This is a genomic window from Dyella sp. PARNA 12/25, from assembly GCF_055702865.1.
The window spans coordinates 240,122-266,786 of record NZ_JBVQCI010000002.1 but is presented as its reverse complement, the minus strand read 5'-3'; the positions used below and the strand labels follow the sequence as shown (position 1 = coordinate 266,786).

The window sequence follows — 26,665 nt, the reverse complement described above, 5'->3', positions numbered from 1 at the left end:
TTTAACGATTCGTGGTGGGTAGGGTTGACCCCTGTGCGCTGCAGGGTGGCAGGCGGATGGTTGTCACCCGTTTGGGTATCGGCCTTGACGCAATATCACTGCGCCTGTGCGGACTGATCGCACAAGTGTCGTCATGGATCGGTGAGCGCGAGATGCGCCCAGAGGGCGCGCCGCCATGGGCAGGCGTTTACACCATGCGAGCGCGCTTCCACCAGCCGGTGACTTGCTCCTCGCGCACTAGCGTGAACAAACCCGAACCGAGAATCAGCGCAATGCCAATCAGCATCGGCCAGTCCAGCCTGTCGCCAAACAGCCAGTAGCCGAAACCGATGGCCCACAGCATCTGGCTGTACTGGGTGGGCGCCACCCGATTGGCCGGCGCGTGGTGGGTGGCAAGCATCAACAGCACGCCGGCAAGGCCGGCCAGCAGCCCATAACCGGCAAGCAGAAACCACTGGTGAAGATCCGGCCATACGAAGTGCGGCAGCATCAGCAGGCCACCACTCACCAACGGACCAATGACGCCGGCGCCATACAGGCTGATGCGTTTTTCGTGTGGCCCCGCCATGCGCAACGCAACTACCGATACCGCGCCTGAAAGGCCGCACGTCATCGCCGCGAGGTGTCCCACGCCCAATGCACGGAAGCCGGGGCGCAGCACCACCAGCACGCCGACGAAACCCATGATGACGGCAAGCCAGCGACGCCAGCCCACGTGTTCCTTCAGAAACAGCACCGAGAGCACGGTGACAAAGATCGGCAACAGAAAAATCAGCGCGAACGCCTCGGCCATCGGCAAGGCGGTAAACGCGATGACCGCGGAGATATTGCAGATGGCGCCGGTGATGGCGCGAATCCACCACAGGCTCGGCTTGCGTGCGCGGAACACATCCAGATACCGGTCGCCGGGATGGCGGATGAAGGGCAGGGCGCTGAGCATCAGTACCGCACCGAAGAACACGGCCTCGTACGCCGGCAGCGTGCCATGCAGTGATTTCACGAAAGCATCGCTGATCGCATAGGCGGCGTAACAGGCGAAGCCGAGTAGAACACCTTTGAACATGAATGATCCGCGCAAGACGCCGTAGCTACCCGTTGTCCGGGCTTGGTCTGCGCCGGAACCCCGTGCCTTTCATGTGCTGCAAAAGACCGGATGACTCGCCGCGCTCACCGCTTCTGGGGTTCGCAGCTCCGGCTTACGCTGGAATGACGGGAATGGGTGCGCATGGTCCCACAGCCTGCATCAGCCGCCTACCCCGAACGGCACAGGCAGATCCGTACGCGGGCGTTTTCCTGGCCTTTATGCGTCTCGGCCTGCACGGAGCCCATGCAATCAATTACTTGCGCGGTCGATCTCGCGCATTAATGAGGCGCAGCGAGCTGCTGCACCCAGCCATGACCCGGCCAGAAAGGCCCGCTAGAATGGTGGTTTGCCCCAGTCACGGAACCTCACTGATGTCCGCTCGCCTGAATCCCCTCGATCTCTACGATGTCCGCTCGTTGCTCACCGATGAAGAGCGCATGGTGCAGGACACCGTCGGCCGCTTCGTTGACGAAAAAGTGTTGCCGATCATTGGGGATTGCTTCGACCAGGGCCGTTTTCCGAAGGAACTGATTCCGGAAATCGCCAACCTCGGCCTGTTGGGTGCCACCATTCCCGAAAAGTACGGTTGCGCCGGCATGAACGGTGTGAGCTACGGCCTGATCTGCCAGGAGCTGGAGCGCGGTGATTCCGGTCTGCGTAGCTTCGCCTCGGTGCAAAGCTCGCTGTGCATGTATCCCATCTACGCCTATGGCACCGAAGAGCAGAAAATGCACTACCTGCCGAAGATGGCGGCAGGCGAAGTCATCGGCTGCTTTGGCCTCACCGAGCCGCACGGTGGTTCGGACCCGGCCAACATGAAGACCCATGCCAAGAAAGACGGCGGCGACTGGGTCATCAACGGCGCCAAGATGTGGATCACCAACGGCAACCTCGCGCACATCGCTATCGTGTGGGCGCAGACCGAAGACGGCATCCAGGGCTTCATCGTGCCGACCGACACCAAGGGCTTCACCGCGCAGGAAGTGCACAAGAAGATGAGCTTGCGCGCGTCGGTCACCTCCGCGCTGTTCTTCGACAACGTGCGCGTCCCGGAGGCCAACCGCCTGCCGAATGTGAAGGGTCTCAAGGGCCCGCTGGGTTGCCTCACGCAGGCGCGCTACGGCATTACCTGGGGCCCGATCGGCGCCGCGCAGGCCTGCCTGAAGGAAGTGCTCGACTACACCCAGGAACGCGTGCTGTTTGGCCGTCCGTTGGCTTCCAACCAGGCCGTGCAGCTCAAGATGGCCGACATGGCCCGCCGCATCACCATGGCGCAGCTGCTGTCGCTGCAGCTCGGTCGCCTGAAAGACGCTGGCAACATGCAGCCCACGCAGGTGTCGCTGGCGAAGTGGAACAACTGCCGCATGGCCATCGACATCGCGCGCGAGTGCCGCGACATCCTCGGCGGCGCGGGCATCACCACGGAGCATGTGGCGATCCGCCATGCACTGAACCTGGAATCGGTCATCACCTATGAAGGCACCGAGACGGTGCATCAGCTGGTGGTGGGGCGTGAGCTGACGGGTATCAACGCGTTCTGATTTCCCACATCTGTACGTAACGTCACATGGTCGTCATTCCGGCGAAGGCCGGAATCCAGCGCCTCATTGCTGGACCGAAGCCACTGGATCCCGGCCTTCGCCGGGATGATGGTGAGGGTGACAAATCCATGGCGATGGAGTGCTAGGCATGAGCTGGCAAAACATCCGCATCGAAACCGACCGCCTCATCCTGCGCCCGCCGCAGGCTGAGGACTTTGACGCCTGGGCCGCCAACATGGCCGACGAGGAATCCGCCCGCTTCATCGGCGGGCTACAAGCACGTCCAGTGGCATGGCGAGGGTTTCTCACCATGGTTGGCGCCTGGGCTATCCAGGGCTTCGGCATGTTCTCGGTCATCGAGAAAAACAGCGGCCGCTGGATCGGTCGCATGGGTCCTTGGTATCCGGATGGCTGGCCCGCCAGGGAAGTCGGCTGGGGGCTGGCGCGCCATGCCTGGGGCAAGGGTTACGCGCAGGAAGGCGCCGTCGCTTGCATGGATTTCGCGTTCGATCAGCTGGGCTGGGACGATGTGATTCACTGCATCGATCGCGCCAACGTTCCTTCGCAAGCGCTGGCTCAGCGCCTCGGGTCTCGCAATCGCGGTGCCGGGAAGCTGCCTACGCCGTTTGAAGAGATGCCCATCGATCTCTGGGGCCAGACCCGCGATGAATGGCGGCGTCGACGCGCATGAGTCACGTCACGCCCGCGCTGTACGCCACGCTTGCCGAGATCGTGCCCGAGTTGCACGTGCATTGCGTTGCGCCGTGGTGCCTGATCGGTAGCGCAGCGGCGTTGTTGGTGGGCGCCAACGTGGATGTCGCCGATGTCGATGTACTGCTGTCGCGTGACGATGCCGAACGCCTGATGGCGTTGTGGGCATCGCAGCGCGAGCAGGTTTACGAGCCTGCGGGTGCGGAGCGTTTTCGCTCGCATTTCGCACGCTTCCGTTTTCCAGGCGTGCCCGTGGAACTGATGGGCGGGCTGGAGCTCAATCAAGGCGATGGCTGGAAGCCGGTGCAGGCTGGGCGCTTGACGCTGGTTGGCCTGCATGGGCTGGCGGTGCCGGTGCCTTCCATTGATGACCAGATTCGCATTCTTGAAAGTTTTGGGCGCGAGAAAGATTTCCAGCGCGCTACGCTGCTGCGTGCTGTAGCTTCCTCGGCTTAACGGCGCAGTACAGCACGCTGGCGCATGTATCACTCCCAATTCAATAATCCCCTGATTGCCGCCTAGCGGCCGTTCGTTGACGAGACATCATGACCGCCATTCCGTATTCCCTCACGGCACGCCACAAGGGTTTCAACCGCGCCGAGATCGTCGATCAGAACTTCACCGAGTTCGTGCAGCTGTGGCAGGGCGAGGTGCACACGCCGGGCGGCGACCACGCGCCGGTGCTGCCGGGCAGCACGCTCGATGCGCGCGGTTTTCGCGAGCTGCTGGAATCGCAGCTGATCAGCCGCCACCTGGACCTGATGGCGCGCGTGCTGCGCGTGCAAAACAAAGTGTTCTACACCATCGGCTCCAGCGGCCATGAAGGCAACGCGATGGTGGCGCGTCTCGCGCGTCACACCGATCCCGCCTTCCTGCATTACCGCTCCGGCGGTTTCATGGCCGAACGTTTCCGCAAGTTGCCGGGTATGGATCCAGTGATGGATTCGGCGTTGTCATTCGCCGCCAGCATGGAAGACCCGGCATCGGGTGGCCGTCACAAGGTGTGGGGCAGCAAGCCGCTTTGGGTGTTGCCACAGACCTCCACCATCGCCTCGCATCTGCCCAAGGCTCTGGGTACGGCAGTTGCCATCGAACAGGCGCGCCGCATTGGTCATCAGCTGCCGATTCCCGACGACAGCATCGCCATCTGCTCGTTCGGCGACGCCTCGTCAAATCACGCCACGGCACAGACGGCATTCAACGCTGCTGCGTGGACGGCCTACCAGAAGCTTCCGGCGCCCGTGCTTTACGTGTGCGAGGACAACGGCATCGGCATTTCGGTGAAGACACCCAACGGCTGGGTGGCCAACAACTTCCGCCATCGCGCCGATCTGGATTACTTCTACGCCGACGGCCTCGACTTGGCCGATGGCTACGCGCAAGTGCAGGCCGCGGTGGAACATTGCCGCACCACGCGTCGCCCGACCTTCCTGCATCTGCGCACCACGCGCGTGATGGGGCACGCCGGCACTGATTTCGAAATCGAATGGCGCAGCGTGGAAGAATTGTTCGCGGTGGAGGCGAGCGATCCGCTGTTGCGCTCTGCCGAGATCGCGCTTTCGTCGGGCCTCTACACCCGCGAATCGCTGCTGGCGCTCTACGAGGCCACGCGCAAGCGCTGCTTTGAGGCTGCTGAGGACGCTGACCGCCGCCCGCGCCTGACCACGCTGGAGCAGGTGATGACACCGCTGGCGCCGTACACGCCTCCCGCGGTGAAGGCAGAGGCCGAGCGCACGAATTACCAGGATCGCCGCATCGCCGCGTTTGGCAGCGAGGAGAAGCTGCCGGAAAAGCAACCGCCGCGCCATCTGGCCATTCAGATCGGTCAGGCCTTGCACGACATCATGGCCAAGTATCCCGAATCGCTATTGTTCGGCGAGGACGTGGCGCAAAAGGGCGGCGTGTATACCGTCACCAAAGGCCTGCAGAAGGCGTTCAAGGGCAGCCGCGTGTTCAATACGCTGCTGGATGAAACCATCATCCTCGGCCTGGCGCAGGGCTACGCCAACATGGGCATGCTGCCCCTGCCGGAAATCCAGTACCTGGCGTATTTCCATAATGCTTGCGACCAGATTCGTGGTGAAGCGGCGTCGCTGCAGTTCTTCTCCAACGACCAGTACCGCAACCCGATGGTGATGCGCGTGGCCAGCCTGGGCTATCAGAAGGGTTTCGGCGGTCACTTCCACAACGACAACTCGATTACCGCGCTGCGCGACATTCCGGGCCTCGTGGTGGGTTGCCCGAGCCGTGGTGACGATGCGGCCAATATGCTGCGCACCATGACGGCGCTGGCCAAGGTCGACGGGCGCGTGTGCGCGTATCTCGAACCCATCGCGCTGTACATGACCAAGGACCTGTACGAAGCGGGTGATGGTCAGTGGCAGTTCGACTATCCCGCGCCGGGGCAGGCCTTGCCGTTGGGCGAAGGCCGCATCTACAACGAGAGCGCCAACGATCTGGTGGTGTTCACCTTCGGCAACGGTGTGCCGATGTCGCTGCGCGCAGCGCGCACCATCGAAGCGGAACTTGGCTGGAAAGTGCGCGTGGTGGATCTGCGCTGGCTGGCGCCTCTCAACAATGCCTTCATCGCAGAACAGGCAAAGTCGGCCAAGCGCATCATCGTGTTGGACGAAGGCCGGCGCAGCGCGGGCGTGGGCGAGGGCATGATCACCGCCATCGTCGAAGGCGGCAGCGGTGCCACACCGCTGCATCGTGTGGTGGGTGCAGACACCTACACGCCACTCGCCGGTGCTGCGTTGCTGGTGTTGCCGGGCGAGGCCGACGTCGTCGCCGCGGCACACAAGCTGGCCTGATCGAAGCAACATGACGCGCCGGTGGATCCGGTGCGTCATGCATGCTTCATCGCGAATTGGCACGGGCGCGCCTGTTTTCGAAGGAGATGCCCATGTCGTACCGCTTGATCGCTTTAAGTCTTCTTATCGCCTGTGCCGGCTGTTCGCAGAAGCAGGAGCCGGCCGAGGCGGTAACTCCCGCCAAAGCGGAGACATCCGCCGTCCCTGATTTGGTGAACGGCAACGGTACGTCAAACGGTCCCACCTATTTTCCGGATCTGCTGCGGCACCCGGATTTCGCCAGTGCGTTTGAAGCATTGTCCAATGCCGATCAGCTGCCACCGTGGGCGCATCAGGGCGGAACATCCACGCCCGCGCAGCAAGTGCAGGTCGACGGGCGCACGCAGATACTTGCTGAATCCTGCAAGCCTCACGACTGTCCCAGCGAGCGCATTCTGGTGTTGTACGACGTGAATACGCATGCCATGTCCGGCTTGTTTGCGCGTCGTAAGGCGGGGGCGTCGAGTGATGTGGACAGTAACGATTCGGCGAATGATGATTTGATCTGGCTGGGCGCGCCGGATGCAGCAGCGAAGGCACTGCTGAAGCAGAAGCTGTATTCGACGAACTGAGCCCACTGGCTTTTTTTGTAGGAGCGCACTTGTGCGCGACCGCGGCCTCTTGGTGTACCCCGGTCGCGCACAAGTGCGCTCCTACAGGAAGGCTACCGATTGTGCGAGGCTCGTAATCTCCGCCACTCCGCACCGCCAATGCACGCCACCAGCCACACCAACCCACTGACATAACCTGCCATCACATCACTGAAGTAGTGCACCTGCAGCACAATGCGGCTGAGACCAATCACCGTCACCATCGCCACCGCGCAAGCAATCACCAGTCGATGCCACCGATGGGGCAGCACGCACAGCAACACATAGGCGAGCATCCCGTAGAACACCATGGCGCCAAACGCGTGGCCACTGGGGAAACTCCAGCCGTGTTCGACCATAAACCCTAGGTTGTGCAGCGGTCGCGGCCGCTGGAACACCGCCTTGAGTCCGCTGTTGATCGGCATGACGCCGACCATGGCAATGGTCCACCAGGTTGCCAGGCGCGGCTGGCGACGTAACAACAGCGCTGCCAGCACCACCACGGTCGCTGCCGCCACGGTGCCGAGGTCGCCGAGATGCGAAACCGCCGCCACTACCCGCAGCATGGCCGGCTGCATGCGTTCGCGCAGATCCTCGGCCAGTGTGGCGTCGAAGCTGGGCAGCCACAGGGTGGCCTCCGCCTTCAACGCGATGGCAATGGCCGCAAACAGCAGCGACATGGCGACCAGCAGCATCAGCACGGTCAGGCCGCGAATCACCGTGGGCTCGTGCCCGGCGGCGATTGCCGCTTCGCGCTGGCGGCGGTTCCAGTGCCAGGCCATGTCCCCCGAAAGCACGGCGAGCACCAGCAGGCCGGCCCACACAGCCATGGCGTGCTCGGCGATCCATTCCACCAGATCGTTCATCGAAACTCCTCGAAGCTGATCGAGCATCATCCCCATTGCAGCGAGCCGCGTCGAGAGCGAGCCGCGGGCATGACTACCGGTGCTGGCATCGGGTCGCATTTGCCGCGATAGTGGGTGTTTCTATTGTTCCGGAGTCGATGGATGTCCCTGCGAACCCTGTCCCCGCGCGTGGTGGGTTGTTGCGCCTTGCTGATGCTTTCCGCCCCGATATGGGCGCAGACCTTGGCGCCTGTGGCAGCGCCAGTGGCAGTCAGCAACGCTCAGCCGACCTTGCCTGTGCAACTGCAGGACTTCGATGCTTATGTCGATAGCGTGCGCAAGCAGTTCGATGTCCCAGGTATTGCCGTCGCTATCGTCAAGGACGGGCAGGTGGTGCTGGAGAAGGGCTATGGCCTGCGCGAGCTTGGCAAGCCCGCGCCGGTGGATGCGCACACACTGTTCGCCATCGCCTCCAACACCAAGGCATTCACGTCGGCATCGCTGCAGATGCTTGCTGAAGAAGGCAAGGTCAACATGGATGGCCGGGTCATCGATTATCTGCCCTGGTTCCAGATGTCCGACCCTTATGTGACGAGCGAAATGCGCATCCGCGACCTGCTGGCGCATCGCAGTGGCCTGGGGCTGGGCGCAGGCGATTTGCTGTATTGGCCACCGACCAACTACTCGACCAAGGACGTGGTGCAGCGCCTGCGCTATGTGCCGTTGGCGACCAGCTTCCGTAGCGCCTATGCCTACGACAATATTCTGTACGCGGCCGCCACGCTGGTGATCGAGCAGGTCTCCGGCCAGAGCTACGCCGACTTCATCCGCAGCCGCATCTTCAAGCCGTTGGGTATGGATGAGTCGCTGGTCGACATGACGGATCTGAAGCCAGGCATGGATGTGGCGACGGGCCACGCCAAGTTCAATTTCACCGAGCTGAAGCCGGTGCCGCCGATGGCCTGGTCGAATAATTCAGGGGCAGGCGGCATCTACGCCAGCGTGCACGACATGGCCAAGTGGATGAACATGCAACTGGCAGGCGGCAAGCTGCCGAATGGCAAGGCGCTGTTCTCCGAAGACAGCCAGAAACAGATGTGGTCGATGCTGACGCCGATAAAGATCTCCGAGCCCTCGGTGCCGGAGTTGAAGGAAACGAGGCCCAACTTCTCCGGTTACGGTGAGGGTTGGTCCCTGTCCGATTACCAGGGGCATCGACTGATCTCGCACACCGGCGGCTGGCCAGGCATGGTGTCGCGTGTGGCCCTGATGCCCGAGTTGAAGCTGGGTGTGGTGGTGTTGACCAACCAGGAGTCGGGCGCTGCCTTTAATGCAGTGACTTATCGCGTACTTGATGCCTATCTCGGCAAAGACAAAAAAGACTGGGTGGCCGCTTACGCTGCTGCGGTCAAGAAATCCGAAGGCAATGCCGACGACAGCTGGAAGAAGCACCAGGCAGCGCGCGACAAGCAAAGCAAGCCGTCGTTGCCGCTGGCCGGTTACGCGGGTACGTTCCGCGATCCGTGGTACGGCGATGTCGTGGTGAGTCAGCAGGGCGGCAAGCTGCGCCTTGCGTTCTCCAAGACGGCGCAGCTGACGGGCACCATGGAGCCCTGGCAGCACGACACGTTTATCGTTCGCTGGGATGATCGCTCGCTCAATGCCGACGCGTTCGTCAGCTACGCGCTGGATGCCGATGGCAAGGTGCGCGAGGTACGTATGCAGCCGGTGTCACCGCTCACCGACTTCAGTTTTGACTTCCAGGATCTGCGGCTGTCGCCAGTGAAGAGCGGTGTGACTGCCAACGCGAACTAAGTAGCGTTGGGCGGCGCAGGCACTCGCAGCGCCGCCCAGAGCGCGCCCCGGAAATGTGAGCATGCTGCGAGTGACTTGCGGCAGGGGGCGGCAGGCTGGCTGACACCTATAGTGAGGCTGCGTGTTTCCCCACACGCACTTCGTATGGCAGCGAAGATATGCCCGCACGCGCGACGCCATTCCGCGCGGAGAGAAACATCATGGAACGTGTCGCTGGTCTGTTGATTGCCCTGTCGGTCCTGTCGCCTGCACTGGCCCACGCCGGTTGCGAGTACGGCGTCTACGGTGTCGAAGGGAAAGAGGTTGTGGTGGTTTCCAATCCCACCGCTTCCCGCGCGAATGCACCCTCGCGCTACACCTTTCTCGACGGGCGTCGTGGCGACATCAACGCTGCAGACGGTCCTGTGCGCTGCGAGAACGGTGCCGTCAGCGTAAAGGCAGCGGATGGGCGCTATGCGTCATGGCCGAAACTGCCGCTGAAGGAAACGCCCACCCATTTCACCAGTCACGGCACGTCGCTGGCTGGCGTGCTCATTGAACCGCTCAACACCAAGGGCAAACCGCCGCTGGTGGTGTTTGTGCATGGTGCGGAAAAGACGCCAGGCATCGGCGGCTATTACTCCTATGTGTTGGCGGCCCAAGGACTCTCGGTGTTTGCCTATGACAAGCGCGGCACGGGTGCCTCAGAAGGCAGCTATACGCAGAACTTCGAACTGCTCGGTGATGACGCGGCTGCGGCATTGAATGAAGCTCGCAAGCTTGCGGCGGGGCGTTACAGCCGAGCCGGTTTCTTTGGTGGCAGCCAGGGCGGTTGGATCGCCCCGCTTGCCGCCAAATTGGCCAAGGCGGATTTCGTCACGGTCGGCTTTGGCCTGGTGCTGACACCGCTGGAGGAGGACCAGGAACAGGTCGCCTTCGAAATGGAAGAGAAGCACTATGACGCGGCCACCCTAGCCAAAGCCCGCGAAGTGACCGATGCCACCAGCGCGGTCATGGCAGCGCATTTCAACGGTGGTTACGAGCGACTGGCTGAAGTGAAGCGGCGTTATGCCGGCGAGCCGTGGTTGTCCAAGATCGAAGGCGAGTTCACGGGCGACGTCCTGGCGGATGACGAGCAGGATCTGCGGCGCACCGGCGCACCACGGCTGGACAACCTCAATATCATCTGGAACTACGATGCGCAGGCCGTGATGCGCTCGTTGGACATACCGCAGCTGTGGGTGCTGGCAGGTGATGATCGCGAGGCGCCCAATGCGCTCACGCAAGTGCGGCTCAAGACGATGATCCACGACGGCCGGCCGATCGACCTGTATGTGTTCCCGCACACCGACCACGGCATCTACGAGTTTGTGCAGGACGCTGACGGCACCCGTCACTACACGCGCATTTCCGAAGGCTATTTCCGTCTGCTGGCTGACTGGATCAAGCAGGACGTGAAGCACGCACCCTATGGCGCCAGCGTTCGGGCGCAGATACCCCCACGCTGACGGCATCCTGACGTTGAGGCGCCAATCCAAACGGCGCCTCAACGTATGAATTTGCGTGTAGCTGATCGACGTATTTTGCGAACGGATTCACTCATCGTGCATCGTTGCGAATCTCATCATGGCGCCGCCTAGGGGGAGGCGCGCCGGTTTGGTGCGCCGCCAGGCGTTTCCGATGGAGAGACTGCATGAAGAGTTCACTGTTCGCACTGGCGCTCGGCGCCCTGGTGGCGTCGACGGCTGCCACGGCAGCGCCGCTTCAGTACGACCAAGACCGCGGCCAGTACGATCGCGACCACTATGACCACGATCGCGATCATGACGGTGATCACGACCGTGATCACGACCGTGGCCATGATCATGACCGCGATCATGACCGCGATCATGACCACGACCGCCGCGACTACGACCACGACCATGACCGTCGCGATTACGATCATCGCGGCTACGTGATCGTCCATGATCGCGGCGAGCACGAAGGCTGGTACCGCCGCGGCGGTTACATCCCCGAGGAATATCGGGATCACCGCTACGTGGTGGAAGAGTGGCGCGATTATCGCTTGCCGCCGCCGCCGCGTGATTACCAGTGGGTGCGTAGCGACAACGGCCAGTTTCTGCTGGTGGCAGTCGCCTCCGGCATCATCGCCAATATCGTGATCAACCCCTGAGGTTGCTGCCGCATCGCGCAGGTCGCGATGCGGCCACCTGGATATGTCGCATGAAATTGCGACATACCATCACGGTGCATAAACGCTCGTCGGGGCAGCGTGATGAAGCAGTCATGTGCTTGGCGCATAGTGAAGCAACAGGCGCCAACGCGCTTGAACGGTATCGGTCGAGGCTGGTTTAGCCATCCACGGGCGATGTCGCGGGTAGGGAGGCACGTCCCATACCGGGCGGGTTTCCCATGGACAGTCGAGTTCGCACGGGAGGGATCGAAGATGAAATCGTATGGTTTGATCGCAGTTTTGCTCGCGGGTCTTCTGGCAGGTCCGGCTGTTTACGCACAGCAGGCGTCTGCGCCTGCCGGCTCGACAGGACAATGCAAGGACGGCACGTATACGGATAACGCCACCAAGAAGGGTGCGTGCTCGGGGCATAAGGGCGTGAAGGAGTTCTGGGGCACTGCCGCCACGGGCGGTGCAGCTGCCGCTGCCGCACCGGCCGCACCTGCGGCTGCTGCGCCCGCAGCCAGCAATACGTCCAAGGCTGCCGCGCCCGCCAAGAGCAGCAAGTCGAGCTCGGAGCCGCCGGCCACTGCCGCGCCGGGTGGTGGCCCGGGCCTGGTGTGGGTGAATAACAGCAGCAAGGTCTATCACTGCCCGGGCGACGAGTGGTATGGAAAGACCAAGTCGGGCTCGTACATGAGCGAAGCCGACGCCAAGGCGAAGGGTTTTCACGCTGACCATGGCAAGGCCTGCACCAAGTAAGCGTCGCAGGCATTTCGTGTTTGCTGAAAGGGCCGGCTTATGCCGGCCCTTTCTTATGCATGCTTAGTCGAGCCGCTTGTGGAACATGCGTATCGACAACGTCAGCATGATGGCGATAAAGGCAAGCAAGGCCAGGCTGTCGGGCCACAGGTCGCCGAAGTCGGCGCCGCGCAGCATGATGCCGCGGATCAGGCGATTGAAGTGGGTGAGGGGAAGCAGCTCGGCGATCCACTGCGCCGGCACCGGCATGCCGGCAAATGGAAACATGAAGCCTGACAGCAGGATCGACGGCAGAAAGACAAAGAACGTCATCTGCATCGCCTGGAACTGCGATTTGGCGCGTGTGGAAATCAGCAGGCCCAACGAGAGGTTGGCAAGCACCAGCAAGCTGGCCGCCATATAGACGTCCAAAAGGCTGCCGCGTATGGGTACCTGGAATAGCCATGCGCCTAGCAACAACACGAGGGTGGTCTGAATCAAGCCGATGCCGGCATAGGGCAACACCTTGCCGATCATCAGTTCGGTGCGGCTCACTGGCGTGGTGATGAGCAGTTCCATATTGCCACGCTCGGTTTCGCGCACGATGGCCACCGCAGTGAACAGCACCATGGTCATGGTGAGGATCACGCCGATCAGGCCGGGTACGATGTTCACCGCAGAGCGCCGCTCCGGGTTGTAGAAACTGACCACGCTGATCGGCGGCGCTGTGTCGACATGAAAGCTTTCCGGCTGATTGAGCGGGTACTGTGCCAATTGCCCGGCGGCGGACTGCACCACATTGTCGCTGCCATCCACCATCACCTGGATCGCCTCGCGCCCATCGAGCTTGCGGCGCTCGAAGTCGGGCGGTATGGCAACGCCTACGCTGATACGGCCTTCGCGCAGCAGGTCGACAAGCTGCTGCGGTGTCTGCGCGGTGGCATTCACTTGGATGACGTCGCTGGCGAGCAGGTCCTGCACCGCGGCACGTGAGCCGGCGGTCTGCGACTGATCCGCCACGGCGGCTGGCAAGTAGCGCAGATTGAGATTGATTGCGTAGCCGAACAGAATCAGCTGCAGCACGGGCATGCCCATGATCATGGCCAGCGTCACGCGATCGCGCCGCAGCTGGCGCAGCTCCTTGATCATGATGGCCCACAGGCGGCGAAGGTTCACGCAGCTTGCTCCTCGCGCTTCTGCTGCTGGTGTGTGGCCACCACAAACACGTCTTCCAGGCTGGGTGTGACGGCTTCCGTGTCGGCCTGCACACCCATGGATACGAGCCGCTCGCGCAGCGTGTCGACCGTGGCGCGGTTATCGCGCATCAACACGCGCAGCTCGTTGCCGATCTGTGCCACGCTCAATACACCGGGTGCATCGGCCAGTGCATCACGCGCCTGACGCGGGGAGACGGCGCGGATCAGGAACGTACGCCCTTCCAGCTGCGACGTCAGATCCTTGGGCGTACCGTCTGCGACCAGGGTGCCGTAGTCGAGAATCGCCAGCCGATGGCAACGCTCAGCCTCGTCCATGTAGTGAGTAGAGACGAGGATGGTGGTGCCGGCGTCGGCAAGCTCGAACAGCTTTTCCCAGAAGTCACGGCGCGACTCCGGGTCGACTGCGCTGGTGGGCTCATCGAGCAGCAATAGCTCGGGTTCGTGCACGGTGGCGCCGGCCAGCGCGAGGCGCTGCTTTTGGCCGCCACTCAGCGTGCCGGCCAGCTGGTCCTCGCGATCATCGAGGTGATAACGCTTGAGCAGGTCCGCAACGCGCGCCTTCTCCTGATGACGGGACAACCCCTGCACCGTGGCAAGAAACTCCAGGTTTTGCCGCACCGACAGGTCGTCGAACAGCGAGAACTTCTGCGTCATGTAGCCTATGCGTCGCTTCAGCGCCTCCGCCTGCTGTGGAATGCGCAAACCCAAAACGTTGATCTCACCTTCCGTAGGCGTCAGCAAGCCGCACAGCATGCGAATAGTGGTCGACTTGCCTGAGCCATTGGGGCCAAGAAAGCCGTACACGCAGGCGCGTGGCACATCCAGGTTCACCGCATTCACGGCAACCAGTGTCCCGAAACGCTTGGTGAGTCCGCGTGCGTGGATGGCGACGTCAGTCATGGGTGGTCAAGCCAGGAAAGACGGCGGAAAGCGGGAAGCCTTGAGGCATGTCCTTGGCGTCCGGCCCTAGCGCAATCTCGGCCAGATAGCTCAGGCGCGTGGCATCGTCGCCGCTCAACGCGAAGTACGGCGTAAAGGTCGGTTCGCTGCGAATCATGCGCACCTTGCCGTGGAAGACGTGTCTGCCGTCTTCCAGCGTCACCACAGCAGCATCGCCGACTTTCACCGAGGGTCGCAGCGCTGCAGGCACGTAGACGCGCGCATAAGGCGCGTCGCTGGCCAGCAGTATCACCAACGGCGTGCCGGGTTGCGCCTGGTCGCCGAGCTTGAAGGGCAGGCTGTCCACGCGCACATCGCGAGGCGTGGTCAGGTCCAGCTTCTCAAGATCCACGGCGCGTGACGAAGCTGTTGCGGTCGCCGCCGCGAGGGCTGCACGTGCCTGGGCGATGTCTTCGGCACGAGAGCCATTCAGTAGCTGATCGAGCATGGCTCGATTGGCGCCGACGGCCGCGTCGGCGTTGCCCGCCGACGCCTTGGCGCGATCGAGGTCTGCTGCGGCAACGAATTGCTTCATGGCGAGTGCTGACAGCCGCTGGTAGAAAGCGTTGGCATCGCGTGCCTGCGCTTGCGCACCCACCAGGTTCGCGCGCGCTGTGCGAATCTGTTCCTCGCGCGGGCCGTTGAGCAGCTCCTGTAAGGCCTGCTGTTGCTGTCTTGCATCCGCCTGGGCGGCTTCCAGCGCCGCACGGGTGCGCGTGGTCTCCAACTGCATGATGCGGGTGCCGGAGGGTACGTACTGACCTTCGCGCACATCGATCTGCACGATGTGCTCGGCGGCAGGTGCGGGCAGGGTGATACGGTCAAATTCCAGCGTGCCCAGCACGTGAGACGGCTCGCGATGGCAGCCGGCAAGTGTCAGCGTGGCCAGAGCAGCGAAAACCAAAGAGCGGCGCTTAGCGTTCATGCTTCCCTTCCATGCCTTGCGTCAGTAACGCCAATGCGTGATTGGCCAGGGCTTCGGTGCCCAGGTCCGCCTGAAACAGCTGGCGCCATATCGGCGCGCCGGCTGCCGGGAACAGCGTAAGCCCGATCAGCGATACCACCAGCAGGCGCGGGTCGAGATTGGGATTGAGCTCGCCTCGCTTCTGCGCTTCGGCAAAACGCGACGCCAGCATCAGCGGCAAGGTGGGGCCAATACGACTGAACAGCAATTCTCGAAGCGCGCCCCCCTCACTCAATACCTCGCGCACCCATAAGGTGGGCAGCCACGGATGAGTATCGACCAGCCCGAGCAACCCACGTACAAACGTGTTCACCAGGGCATGCACATCATCGCCCGTGTCGGCGATGTGTTGGCGCAGTGTGGCGATGGCAGGCATCAGGCGCTCCTCGAATACTGCGTCGCGCAGCGCCTGCTTGGTGCCGAAGTAGTAGTTGAGCAAGGCCGGCGTGACTTCTGCATGGGCGGCGATGCCGCGCAGGGATGTGCCCGCAATACCGTCGCGCACAAAGCAGGCCAGAGCCGCGTCGATGAGGTGAGGGCGCAACTCGGGACTATCGTTGCCGGGTCGACCCGGCGCTCGCCGGGAAGGGCTGCGATGACGTGGGGCGCGGGGTTTAGTGGGGCTCATGGCACTAAATTATACTGACGTTTAATTAAGTGCAAGTTGTTGGTGACGAATGGTTTGTCGCAGGGCGGGTTGGGCTTTGGGAAGGTGTTAGTTGGTTGGGACTAGGTGGCGGCTTGTCGCTAGATTGCCCCTCTCCCCAGCCCTCTCCCGCGAGGGGAGAGGGAGCTAAGAGCTAAGCGCGACGTCGTGATGCTTTAAGTCCTCTCCGCAATGGCGCGTTGCGGTGTAGCCGTACCGTGTGTCGGACGATCGTGACGATCCGGGCTTCGTTAGCGGCAGGGCTTGTATTAATCACGACGCTACGACTACCGCGCTCTTGAGGCCGTTTTCTTTGGGTTACTTTTCTTTTGGGCCAGCAAAAGAAAAGTGACTCGAGCGTCGGCAGACGGTCGAAACGCCCGCCGCGTAGGCGGCACGCTGGCGATAGCGCCACATTAAGAACCAAGAGCAAAGTCACTGGACCCTGGCCTGCGCCGGGGTGACCGAGAGGGGAACACGCGCTCCCGCGAGCACCCACCCAACACCCCAACCCTCTCCTCGCTCCTCAAAGCCGCGGCCGTCCATGGCCGCTCCCCGCGTGCCTCGGAGGGGAGAGGGAGCGCATCACTACTTATTCGACACCACCGGCAACCCAATAAAACTCACCGTCCCCGGCGCATGCCAAACCCTCTGCGTCGCCTTCTGATAATCCCCGGCCTTCGCATCAAAAATATTCGTCACGAACGTCTGCGGATTGCGGTCGTAAAGCGGGAACAGGCTCGACTGCACCTGCACCATAATGCGATGGCCCGGCTGGAAGACGTGATTCGCGGTCGGCAACCCGAACGCATAAAGCAGCGGCTGATCCGGCGTCAGCGCCTGCGGACGCTCAAAGCTGGTGCGGTAGCGCCCACGGAAAATATCCATCGACACCGCCAACTCATAGCCACTCATGCTCGGGTTGGATGGCACTACATCGGGATACACGTCGATCAGCTTCACCACCCAGTCACTGTCGCTGCCACTGGTGGATGCATATAGATTGACCTGTGGCGCACCGCCGATGTGAACCGGCTGGGTCAACGGTTCGGTGACATAGGTAAGGACATCCGGACGTCCATCCGCGAAGCGCTGGTCATTCACCAGCCAGCGTGTCCAGGCATCGTGATCGGCAAAATGCACGGGACGAGGCTGGTAAGGCACCGGCTTGGCGGGATCGGAGAGGTATTCGTCGTACTTCGCATCACCGGCTTTCGGTGCGTTAAACGAAAGCGCTCCGTTGGCACCCAGGTACAACGCCTTGGGCTTGCTAGCGCAGCCCTGCTCACAACTGAGCGGCCACGATTTGTAACGGTCCCAGCGATTCTCGCCGGTGTTGTAAATCAGCACCGGCGGCGTGTTGGCCTTGGGCGCGCCGGCGACCAGGTATTGATCGAAGAACGGCTTGAGCACGTCGCGGCGGAATTGCAGGGAGGTGTCGCCATCCCACTGCAACGGGCCCAGCGAGGTGCCATCGTAGTTCACTTGGCTATGGCGCCACGGCCCCATCACCAGGAAGTTCTTGTCGTTGCCTTTGTCCTTCGACTCGGTCGTCATGTAGGTGTGGATCGCGCCCCACATGTCTTCCTGATCCCATAGGCCCTGCAGCCACATGGTGGGTACGCTCAACGGCTGCCCAGCCATGATCTTGTCCAGCGCCTGGTTCTGCCAGAACGCGTCGTAGGCCGGGTGCTCGTGCAGCTTGCGCCAGAAGGCGAGTTGTTCGAGGCCGCTGGCGCGCGCGTAGTCGCCAGCGGAACCGGCGCGAAGGAAGTTGTCGTAATCGTCGTAGCCGAGGCGCGGCACGCCATTGCCTTTGCCCTTCTGCGCGGTCTGGCCGTAGATGTAGTCAAAGTTGGTCTGCCGATAGGCGCCGTAGTGGAACCAGTCGTCACCCATCCAGCCGTCCACCATGGGGCTCTCCGGCGCGGCGACTTTCAGTGCGGGATGGGGATGGATCAGCGCCATCACCACGGTGAAGCCTTCGTAGGAGGAGCCGAGCATGCCGACACGGCCATTTGATTCAGGCAGGTTCTTCACCAGCCAATCGATGGTGTCGTAGGCATCGGTGGAGTGATCCACCTCGCTGCTGTTGAGCGGGCCACGCAGCGGGCGGGTCATTACGTAGTCGCCCTCGGAGCCGTACTTGCCGCGCACATCCTGGAACACGCGGATATAGCCGCTGCGTACGAACACCTCATCGCCCTGGGGCAGGGTGGCATCCATGTGGGGCGAGACGAAGCGCTCCGTGCGACCGCTGGCATCGTACGGCGTGCGGGTCAGCAGGATCGGCGCGTTGTGCACGCCTTTGGGAATCACAATCACCGTATGCAGCTTCACGCCATCGCGCATCGGGATCATCACTTCGCGCTTCACGTAGTCGTAAGCAGCCGTTGATGGCGCAAACGAGGCCTGCGGGATGTCGGGCGTCAGTGGCGCGGTTTGCGCTTGCGCGAGCGAGGCAGCAAATGCAGTGATCGTGGCGGCGGCGAGCAGGGTACGGCGGATGCGCATGAATCCTCCAGGCAGAACGGTGGGTGCGATGGCCGTCCAGATGGCGTCGACGAAATGGTGAATGGCTAACGTCACCGACTTTAAGCGAGCAGCCACCGGGCTCCCACCATGACTTCTTGCCTATACGCGCCGTGCACGGTGGCCGCTGGAATGCGCAAGAATGGAGACGCAGCAGCGGCCTGGCGCCCCGACACTGGCGACACCCTCACGAGGCCACGCCATGAAAGCGCTTACGCGTCAGGACTATATGCAACGCATCGACCGCGTCGTTGCCTTGCTGCAGGCAGCGGTGGAGCAGGGTGGGGAGTTGCCGGAGCTTGCTCAGCTGGCCGCAGCCGCGCATCTGTCACCGTTCCATTTTCATCGCATCTATCGTGCCCTGGCCGGCGAAACGCTCGGGCAGACCGTGGCGCGTCTTCGCCTGTTGCGCGCACTGCACCTGCTGGCGGTACCGGAAAGCCGGGTGACCGAAGCCGCATTGGCAGTGGGTTACGAAACGCCACAGGCGTTTGCCCGGGCATTCCGCCAGGCGTTCGACACGACACCCAGCGACATGCGGCAGCAACGCGACCGCCTGAAGGAAGAAATTCAACGGTTGCGTCAGCCGCGGGCGATGCGTGACGCCGAACCGGCCGCATTGCAGGTGGAAGTGGTGTCGGTTGAGCCCTTCCGCGTGGTGGCCAGACGCCACGTTGGCGATCCACGGGATCTGGATCAGGTCTATACCGGCTTGTTCGAATGGGCGGCCGAGCGGGAGCTACTCGAACGTCTTGCAGGTATATACGGCGTGCCGTTGGACGATCCACGCGAGACACCACCGGAGCGATGCACGTTCGATTGCGGGCTGGCGTTTTCGGGCGATGACGTGAGTGCCGATGGTGACTTGCTGTCGCTGACGTTAGGCGGAGGTAGCTGGGTGCGGTGGCGCTACGTTGGATCTTATGACGATCTTTACGAGGCCACCGATCGGCTGATCGCAGGCTGGTTGCCGGGTAGCGGCTATGTGTTGCGTGACGAGCTGCCGTTCCGGCATTTCCTGGATGATCCGGAGGAAACACCGGAACCCGTGTTGCGCACCGATATTTATCTTCCGGTGGCGCTCGGTTGAGCGAACCGGACTTCAGCTACCGTGCTCGGCCCACGGATCATAACTGCCGAATGACCACAGATGGCCTTCCGGGTCCCGGCAACTGTAGCCGGCGCCGCCGTAGTCCTTCTCGGCGTACTCATCCACGATGACGGCACCGGCCGCCTTGGCCTGTTGGTAGTGCGCCTTGCAGTCCTTCACGATCACACAGGGGCATTGCGTTTCGCTGCCACCCACCTGGTCGGGCTGCAGCATGCGCTTGCCAAACTCGTTGTCTCGCACTGAACCGAGCATCAGCATGCCGTTGCCATATACCAGCTGCGCGTGCGCCACGCCGCCCTGGTCATCGTCGTAGACCGCATGCTTGCTGAAGCCGAAGGCCTTGCACAGCCATGTGATGGCTGCGTGGGCATCGCGATAGCGCAGGCAGGGAATGATGGTGCTGCCGTGTGGCGTGGGGTGGGACATGACCTTAGCTCCGGGGGCGTTGACAGGCCACAGCCTAGCCCAATGGATATGGCCGTCTTGTCGATTTTCTGAGTGTGGCGGACATCAACCGCCCTGATCGTCTTCCACTGCACGAGGCCAGGCGCGTCGCACGGGCGTTTCCAGCTTTTCGTCGAGGCGGGCGCGGTTGCGTCCGGCCAGCTTGGCGCGGTACATCGCAAGGTCCGAGCGCTCCACCAGCGTATCCACGGTGTCGTCGGGCAATCGCATGGCGATGCCGATGCTGACGGTCAGCACCAGCCCTTCGTTGTTTACCGGAATATCCAGCCGGTACACGCGACGGCACAAGCGCGTAGCCACCTGCATGGCCTGCGTCTGCTCTACGCCATAGAGCATGGCGACGAATTCCTCGCCACCGTAGCGACCGAGCAGGTCATGGGGGCGCAACTCGTTGCGAAGTGCGCTGGCTACGGCGACCAATGCCCGGTCGCCGGCAGCGTGGCCCTGACGGTCATTGAGTATCTTGAAATGATCCAGGTCGAGGAACAGCAGCGCCATCGGTTGGGTTCCACCGCTGGCAAGCAGCTTGCCGATGCCTTCGGCCCAGGCACGCCGATTGAGCACACTGGTGAGTGCATCGTGGTCGGCCAGCCCCTGCACGAATTCCCGATCACGACGCATGATCAGCGCGCGATCGGCCAAACCCAGTGACAGCACGACGGCCTCGAACGCACCGGCCGCAAGGCTGGCGCTGCCGAGCCAGATGACATCGGTGAGCATGCCATTCATCTGGCTGCTGGAGAGCGCGGTAAGCGCAAGCAATGGTGTCCAGCCCGCCAGGAAGAAGCCAGCGGGCCGAGAGCCGCGTACCACTGCAACCACGGCAGCCGCCAACAACAGCAGCGTACCGATCATCAACAGCGGACCAATCAGCACCTGCGCCGTCTCTTGCAGCATGGGTACCTGGCAATTGCGCAACAGCACCACCAGTGGCATGCCGACCGCCAGTGCAATGGTGGGCGTATGCAACAACGGCGCGTAACGGGGCAGCTCGCAGAAGCGGGCCATGAACATGGCAGCGAACGCCAACGACATCGCCATGGCCGATGCACTGAGCAACGTGGCGGATCCCACCAGCCAACGCAGCTCCAGCGGATGGAACACATAGCCGGTCTGGATGCCTAGTATCAGTGCATAGCAGAGTACGTAGCCTGCATACCAGGAAAAGGCACTGTCGCGCAGCATCATCGCCAGCCACAGCGCCATCAGCGCCATGGCGACCATCGTCGCGAAACAAGCGCTGGCAAAGGCAAGCCATTGCGCATCGTCCCGCAGGTACTCATGCCATGTCTGCAACTGAAAACTTACCGGTGAGGCGCGCTCAGCGACGGGCTCGAAGCGCAACAGCAAGGGTGTGGAAGCCGGCGTGTCGGCGGAGATGCGATACGCCAGGCGGCCGTGTCCGTGAGCATTTGCGCTCAGATCATCCAGCGAGAGCGTGAGAGAGGTGCCGTCTGCACTAAACAGGGTTACCGGAGTCAGCGGCGGCGGATAGATCACCAGCACACGCTCTTCACTCACCAGCGGAGGCTGGGGCTGCAGCACCACCCACGTGCCCGCGCCCTGCGTGGAAAAACGCTGCAACAGACTTGGATTGAACGCGGCGAGTTCGCCACGACGATAGGCATCCAGCACAAACTGGGGCGTGTCACCGGGCTGCACCTCGCGCATGGCACCGGTCACCGGCGTGCTGGCATATGCCGCAGGGGCGAACAACGCCATAGCGAGGATGCCCAGCATCCACCGCCTAAAGCCCCACGCCGTCGTCGAAACGACACGCCCGCTCATGCGCTGGTCCCCTGTTACGACACGCCTCCATGCCGGAGGCAGTGCATCTCTTCCAGGCTGTTCCGGTCGTCCTTGTGGAAAAAGCCCCGCGATACCGGTGGCGCGGGGAGGGGCACGTTCTTGCGTGCGGCAAAGTGCTTGCCATGCGCGGGAACGATTTGGCGTCCAAGCCGTATGGATGGCTGGTCAACAGCATGCCACAAGCGCGTGCAGGCTGCGTCGAGGAGTCCTCACAAGGCTTTAACCGCTGCCGCTGCCATGCTCTGGAACTCTCGGCATATCCCCCGCATCCCCGACCCCTGGAGAACAAAGGCATGAGCAAGATCCGTGTAGCTGTACTGGTTGGCAGCCTGCGTAAAGACTCCTTCAATCGTCAGCTGGCGTACGCCGTAGAGCGACTGGCGCCTGCCGAGTTCAGCTTCGAACACCTTCGCATCGACAACCTGCCGCTGTACGACCAGGACTTCGACGGCGACTATCCCGCCGAAGGCAAACGCCTCAAGCAGGAAGTGACTGCGGCCGATGCACTTCTCTTCGTTACGCCGGAATACAACCGCTCGATGCCCGGCGTGTTGAAGAACGCCATCGACATCGCATCACGCCCATGGGGCACCAACTCGTTCGCCGGGAAGCCCGCTGCCGTCATTGGTATTTCCGTGGGCGCTACGGGTACGGCTCTGGCGCAGCAGCATCTGCGCAATGTGCTGGCTTATCTGGATGTGCCGACGCTGGGGCAGCCGGAGGTCTTTATCCAGCATAGGGAAGGGACGTTTGATGCCGAGGGGAATATCGGTCATGAGAGTACGAAGAAATTTCTTCAGGGATTCATGGATCGATATGTGGCGTGGGTGAAGTTGCATTTGAAGAAGTAGGCGGTTTGGGGTTAATCGAAGGCGGGTGAATCAGCGTTTTGGCGAGCACCCGCCCCCTCTCCCCAGCCCTCTCCCGCAAGGGGAGAGGGGGCTAAGAGCTAGAAGCTAAAGGCTAGAAGCTAAGAGCGAAGCCGCGCTGCTTTAAGTCCTCTTCGCGATGGCGCGTTGCGGTGTAGCCGTAACGCGTGTCGTGCGATCGTGACGATCCGGACTTTGTCAGCGCCAAGTTTTTATTCAACACGGTGCTACGACAACCACGCTTTTAAGGCCGTTTTCTTTGGGTTACTGTTGACGCGATGCTAATCCCCGTGGGACTTTTGGGCCAGCAAAAGAAAAGTGACTCGAGCGCCGGCAGGCGATCGAAACGCCCGCCGCGTAGGCGGCACGCTAGCGGCGGCGCTCAACCAGATCCAATAGCAAAGTCGCTGGATGACCAGCTTCGCTGTCGTAAAGCGCTTCCCGCCTTCGCGGGGATGACGGTGGGGGGGAACACACGTCCTCGCGAGCACCCGCCCCTCACCCCAGCCCTCTCCCCGACGGGGAGAGGGAGAAGTGTGGTGTTACGACAAAGAAACGGAGAGGGATAAGTGCCGAGTACTCGCGACTCAGCAAAGATAAGCGCAGCGTGCGCTCACGCCTCCACCCCAGCCCCCGACCCACACAACTTCTCCAACATCTGCCCCTGCACATTGCGCACACTCTGGGTAGCAGAAGGCTGCGTGCGCACATAGTGTCCATCAGCGCGTAGCAACCACGCGCTGGAATTATCAGCCAGATACAACTCCAGCTCCTTCTTCAAACGGCTTTGCAGCTTCTTGCCCTCAACCGGAAAACCCGTTTCCACACGACGATCCAGATTGCGCTCCATCAGGTCCGCGCTGGCCAAGTAGAACTTTTCATCGCCATTGTTTTGGAACCAGTACACACGGCTGTGTTCCAGAAAGCGCCCCACAATGGAGCGCACGCGAATGTTGTGGGAAACGCCGGGCACACCAGGGCGCAGGCAACACATGCCGCGCACGATCAGATCGACCTTGACACCAGCCATACTCGCCTTATAGAGCGAGCGAATCATCTTGGCGTCAGTGATCGCGTTGACCTTGATGATGATCTGCGCCGGCCTGCCTGCCGCCGCATGTGCCGTTTCGCGCGCGATCATTTCCAGCAAGGTCTTTTTGAGCGTAAAGGGCGCATGCAGCAACTTTTTCATCTGCAGCAGCTTGCCCATGCCGGTGAGCTGGCTAAATAGCTTGTGCACGTCCTCGCACAGCGCCTGATCAGAGGTGAGCAGGCTGTAGTCGGTATAGAGACGGGCATTGCCGGTGTGATAGTTCCCGGTGCCAAGATGCGCATAACGCACCAGCTCGTCACCCTCGCGGCGCTGGATAAGCATCAACTTAGCGTGCGTCTTCACGCCCACCACGCCGTAGATGACCATGGCGCCGGCTTGCTGCAGACGCGAGGCCAGCGTCAGATTCGATTCCTCGTCGAAGCGTGCGCGCAACTCGATCACCACGGTGACTTCCTTGCCTGCGCGCGCCGCGTCCACCAGTGCGTCCACGATTTCGGAGTTGGCGCCGCTGCGGTACAGCGTCTGCTTGATCGCCAACACGTTGGCGTCTTTCGCGGCCTGATGCAGCAGGTCTACCACGGGTGCAAACGATTCGTAGGGGTGCAGCAGCAAGACGTCCTGGCGACCGATCACCTGGAACAGATCCTCGGCTTTCTTGAGTGCCTTGGGGATCGACGGTGTGAACGAGGGGTATTGCAGATCCGGTCGCTGCGTCTTGGTGATCAGGCCAAACAGTCGCGCGAGGTTCACCGGGCCGTTCACTTCGTACATTTCGGCTGCGGTCAGGCCAAACTGGCGCAGGAGATAGTCGGTGAGCTCTGGCGGGCAGTTATCGGCCACTTCGAGTCGCACGGCGTCACCGAAACGGCGCGAGTACAGCTCACCGCGCAGTGCGCGGGCAAGGTCTTCGACGTCTTCCGGGTCGATGGTGAGGTCGGCGTTGCGGGTCAGGCGGAATTGGTAGCAGCCGCGCACTGACATGCCGGGGAACAGTTCTTCGGTGTGCGCGTGGATGATCGACGACAGCAGCACGAAGTTCTCGCCGCCTTCGCTGACATCTTCAGGCATTCGGATCAGGCGTGGCAGAACGCGCGGTGCCGGCACCACGGCCAGGCCGGAGTCGCGCCCGAACGCGTCGGTGCCTTCCAGCTGCACGATGAAATTGAGGCTCTTGTTGACCAGCAGGGGAAACGGGTGGGTGGGATCCAGGCCAATCGGCGTCACCAGGGGCGCCACCTCCTGTCGGAAGTAGCGGCGCACCCAGAGCTTCTGCTTATGCGACCACTCGTTGCGTCGAACGATGCGAATGCCGTGCCGTGCCAGCTCAGGCAGGATACTGTCGTTGAGAATCGCGTACTGGCGCTCGATCTGCTTGTGCGTGATCTCGCTGATCTCGGCCAGCGCCTTGCGCGGGGCTACGCCATCAAGGCCGACGATCTCATGGTCGAAGGCAATCTGGCTCTTGAGCCCTGCCACGCGGATCTCGAAGAACTCGTCCATGTTGCTGGAGAAGATCAGCAAGAACTTGAGTCGCTCGAGAATCGGCTTGCTCTCGTCCAGTGCCTGGTCGAGCACACGGATGTTGAATTGCAGTTGCGATAGCTCGCGATTGATATAGAGCGCGGCGTCGCTCAGGTCCGGCGCAGCGGCGGGCGCCGGCGCTTCGGCCGGGACATCGCGCATGATCGGGGAGACTTCGGTGTCGCGGGCGGCGGTGGGACGAACGACATCGGTACTCATCGGTTCACCGTTCGATAGGCGGAGCGCGATGTGACCGCGCTGATCCGCAAAGGAGCATAGTACGGCGCCGATCTAGACCGGGCCATGGCATGACAGCGCGAGCTTCGCGCTGTCAGATCACTGACATATTGCACATCCCGCCTGACGTGAATATGACAGTGCATGCGGCACTGTCACGATACCGTGACGTGGCATTTACAGCGCAGGGCCAGCCAGATAGCGGCTCGGCGCCGCGCCGAGAACACGGCGGAACGCTGCAGTGAAGGCACTGGGGTTCCCGTAGCCGAGGTCTACCGCCACCTGTGTGATCGACTCGCCGTGACCCAGTCGCGTCAAGGCGGATAGCAGGCAGGCCTGCTGTCGCCACGCGGTGAAGCTCATGCCGGTTTCTTCGCGGAAGGTGCGCGTGAAATGGCGTCGGCTCATGCCAGCACGCCGAGCCATATCGTCAATCTTCACCTCTTGCGAGGGCTCAACCAGCAGCTCCCGGCATAGCGCTGCCAGACGTTTCTCGTGCGGCAGTGGCGCGCTCAGTGGCAGCGTCGGCATGCGGCGGATTTCATCGACCAGCAAGGCCATGACGCGGCCATCGCGACCGTCGAGGTCGTATTCCGCCGGAAGGTCCACTGCTTCCACCAGCAGTTCGTGGAGCAGCGGCGACACCGCAATGACCTGGCAATGAGAGGGCAGGCCGGCGGCGCTGGCGGCATCGGGCGTGACGTAGGCGCTGTTGGTGGAGACCTGGCCGCCCATATGCACTTCATGGGTAACCCCGGGCGGTATCCACAGCGCCCTGCGCGGCGGCACCACCCAGCTGCCCTCGCTGGTAAAGGTGGTCACCACGCCGGTGGAGGCATAAAGCAGCTGGCCGCGCCGATGCGAATGGGCGGGCAGTACATAGTGCGGCGGGTATTCGTTGCCTGTGGCGATGACATCGCGGGGCGTGTCTTCGTAGGCATCGGCGCGGGCATTACGCATGGGTTTGGCC

22 protein-coding genes are annotated in these 26,665 nt (G+C 62.3%); 11 read left to right on the top strand and 11 right to left on the bottom strand.

The window, feature by feature from the left end:
- Positions 1-187: 187 nt before the first annotated feature.
- Positions 188-1,063, bottom strand: a complete 876-nt coding sequence (locus AC0GUR_RS05910) for a DMT family transporter (RefSeq protein WP_472876543.1) — start codon at positions 1,061-1,063, stop codon at positions 188-190.
- A gap of 392 nt (positions 1,064-1,455) precedes the next feature.
- Between AC0GUR_RS05910 and AC0GUR_RS05905 the strand changes: the two genes are divergently transcribed.
- The 5 genes from AC0GUR_RS05905 (at position 1,456) to AC0GUR_RS05885 (ending at position 6,760) form a co-directional block, all read left to right on the top strand.
- Positions 1,456-2,625, top strand: coding sequence for an acyl-CoA dehydrogenase family protein (locus AC0GUR_RS05905; RefSeq protein ID WP_472876542.1), 1,170 nt, complete (start codon positions 1,456-1,458; stop codon positions 2,623-2,625).
- Positions 2,626-2,773: 148 nt separating this feature from the next.
- Positions 2,774-3,316: a GNAT family N-acetyltransferase gene (locus AC0GUR_RS05900; RefSeq protein ID WP_472876541.1), complete on the top strand. Its 543-nt coding sequence runs from the start codon at positions 2,774-2,776 to the stop codon at positions 3,314-3,316.
- A complete protein-coding gene (locus AC0GUR_RS05895; protein ID WP_472876540.1) occupies positions 3,313-3,792 on the top strand; it encodes a nucleotidyltransferase family protein in 480 nt (159 codons plus the stop codon). Before AC0GUR_RS05900 ends, AC0GUR_RS05895 begins: the two co-directional genes overlap by 4 nt.
- Positions 3,793-3,881: 89 nt before the next feature.
- Positions 3,882-6,149, top strand: a complete 2,268-nt coding sequence (locus tag AC0GUR_RS05890) for a thiamine pyrophosphate-dependent enzyme (RefSeq protein ID WP_472876539.1) — start codon at positions 3,882-3,884, stop codon at positions 6,147-6,149.
- A 92-nt stretch (positions 6,150-6,241) separates the two neighbouring features.
- Positions 6,242-6,760: an Ivy family c-type lysozyme inhibitor gene (locus AC0GUR_RS05885; protein ID WP_472876538.1), complete on the top strand. Its 519-nt coding sequence runs from the start codon at positions 6,242-6,244 to the stop codon at positions 6,758-6,760.
- Positions 6,761-6,852: 92 nt separating this feature from the next.
- Here AC0GUR_RS05885 and AC0GUR_RS05880 read toward each other — a convergent pair whose 3' ends face one another.
- Positions 6,853-7,644 (bottom strand): phosphatase PAP2 family protein, encoded by a 792-nt coding sequence (locus tag AC0GUR_RS05880; RefSeq protein ID WP_472876537.1) that lies wholly within the window; start codon positions 7,642-7,644, stop codon positions 6,853-6,855.
- A 141-nt stretch (positions 7,645-7,785) separates the two neighbouring features.
- Here AC0GUR_RS05880 and AC0GUR_RS05875 point away from each other — a divergent pair, with 141 nt between their 5' ends.
- The 4 genes from AC0GUR_RS05875 (at position 7,786) to AC0GUR_RS05860 (ending at position 12,352) form a co-directional block, all read left to right on the top strand.
- On the top strand, positions 7,786-9,438 hold the full coding sequence (locus AC0GUR_RS05875; protein WP_472876536.1) for a serine hydrolase: 1,653 nt from the start codon (positions 7,786-7,788) through the stop codon (positions 9,436-9,438).
- Positions 9,439-9,638: 200 nt separating this feature from the next.
- Positions 9,639-10,925 carry an alpha/beta fold hydrolase gene (locus AC0GUR_RS05870; protein ID WP_472876535.1) on the top strand — a complete coding sequence of 429 codons (1,287 nt, stop codon included), beginning with the start codon at positions 9,639-9,641 and terminating at the stop codon, positions 10,923-10,925.
- A gap of 185 nt (positions 10,926-11,110) precedes the next feature.
- Positions 11,111-11,590 (top strand): RcnB family protein, encoded by a 480-nt coding sequence (locus tag AC0GUR_RS05865; RefSeq protein ID WP_472876534.1) that lies wholly within the window; start codon positions 11,111-11,113, stop codon positions 11,588-11,590.
- 273 nt (positions 11,591-11,863) lie between these two features.
- Positions 11,864-12,352: a DUF3761 domain-containing protein gene (locus tag AC0GUR_RS05860; protein WP_472876533.1), complete on the top strand. Its 489-nt coding sequence runs from the start codon at positions 11,864-11,866 to the stop codon at positions 12,350-12,352.
- 63 nt (positions 12,353-12,415) lie between these two features.
- Here the strand turns inward: AC0GUR_RS05860 and AC0GUR_RS05855 are convergent, their stop codons facing one another.
- From AC0GUR_RS05855 to AC0GUR_RS05835, 5 genes are all read right to left on the bottom strand, one after another.
- Positions 12,416-13,507 carry an ABC transporter permease gene (locus AC0GUR_RS05855; RefSeq protein WP_472876532.1) on the bottom strand — a complete coding sequence of 364 codons (1,092 nt, stop codon included), beginning with the start codon at positions 13,505-13,507 and terminating at the stop codon, positions 12,416-12,418.
- Positions 13,504-14,433 carry an ABC transporter ATP-binding protein gene (locus tag AC0GUR_RS05850; protein ID WP_472876865.1) on the bottom strand — a complete coding sequence of 310 codons (930 nt, stop codon included), beginning with the start codon at positions 14,431-14,433 and terminating at the stop codon, positions 13,504-13,506. Before AC0GUR_RS05850 ends, AC0GUR_RS05855 begins: the two co-directional genes overlap by 4 nt.
- 7 nt (positions 14,434-14,440) lie before the next feature.
- Positions 14,441-15,412, bottom strand: a complete 972-nt coding sequence (locus AC0GUR_RS05845; protein ID WP_472876531.1) for an HlyD family secretion protein — start codon at positions 15,410-15,412, stop codon at positions 14,441-14,443.
- Positions 15,402-15,995, bottom strand: coding sequence for a TetR/AcrR family transcriptional regulator (locus AC0GUR_RS05840; RefSeq protein WP_472876530.1), 594 nt, complete (start codon positions 15,993-15,995; stop codon positions 15,402-15,404). The genes AC0GUR_RS05845 and AC0GUR_RS05840 overlap by 11 nt, the downstream gene beginning before the upstream one ends.
- Before the next feature lie 690 nt (positions 15,996-16,685).
- Complete coding sequence (locus AC0GUR_RS05835) at positions 16,686-18,611, bottom strand: CocE/NonD family hydrolase (protein WP_472876529.1); 1,926 nt, start codon at positions 18,609-18,611, stop codon at positions 16,686-16,688.
- A 220-nt stretch (positions 18,612-18,831) separates the two neighbouring features.
- Here AC0GUR_RS05835 and AC0GUR_RS05830 point away from each other — a divergent pair, with 220 nt between their 5' ends.
- Entirely contained in the window at positions 18,832-19,719 is an 888-nt protein-coding gene (locus AC0GUR_RS05830) for an AraC family transcriptional regulator (protein WP_472876528.1), read from the top strand.
- A 12-nt stretch (positions 19,720-19,731) separates the two neighbouring features.
- On the opposite strand, the gene AC0GUR_RS05825 is transcribed toward AC0GUR_RS05830, so the two are convergent.
- Positions 19,732-20,166: a VOC family protein gene (locus AC0GUR_RS05825; RefSeq protein ID WP_472876527.1), complete on the bottom strand. Its 435-nt coding sequence runs from the start codon at positions 20,164-20,166 to the stop codon at positions 19,732-19,734.
- 84 nt (positions 20,167-20,250) lie between these two features.
- Complete coding sequence (locus AC0GUR_RS05820; RefSeq protein WP_472876526.1) at positions 20,251-21,993, bottom strand: GGDEF domain-containing protein; 1,743 nt, start codon at positions 21,991-21,993, stop codon at positions 20,251-20,253.
- Between the two features lie 314 nt (positions 21,994-22,307).
- On the opposite strand from AC0GUR_RS05820, the gene AC0GUR_RS05815 reads away from it, so the two are divergent.
- Positions 22,308-22,865, top strand: a complete 558-nt coding sequence (locus AC0GUR_RS05815) for an NADPH-dependent FMN reductase (RefSeq protein ID WP_472876525.1) — start codon at positions 22,308-22,310, stop codon at positions 22,863-22,865.
- Positions 22,866-23,496: 631 nt separating this feature from the next.
- On the opposite strand, the gene ppk1 is transcribed toward AC0GUR_RS05815, so the two are convergent.
- Positions 23,497-25,620 (bottom strand): polyphosphate kinase 1, encoded by a 2,124-nt coding sequence (gene ppk1, locus AC0GUR_RS05810; RefSeq protein WP_472876864.1) that lies wholly within the window; start codon positions 25,618-25,620, stop codon positions 23,497-23,499.
- 252 nt (positions 25,621-25,872) lie between these two features.
- The gene (locus AC0GUR_RS05805) at positions 25,873-26,655 is read right to left on the bottom strand and encodes an AraC family transcriptional regulator (protein ID WP_472876524.1); all 783 of its coding nucleotides are present in this window, start codon (positions 26,653-26,655) and stop codon (positions 25,873-25,875) included.
- Positions 26,656-26,665 lie beyond the last annotated feature (10 nt).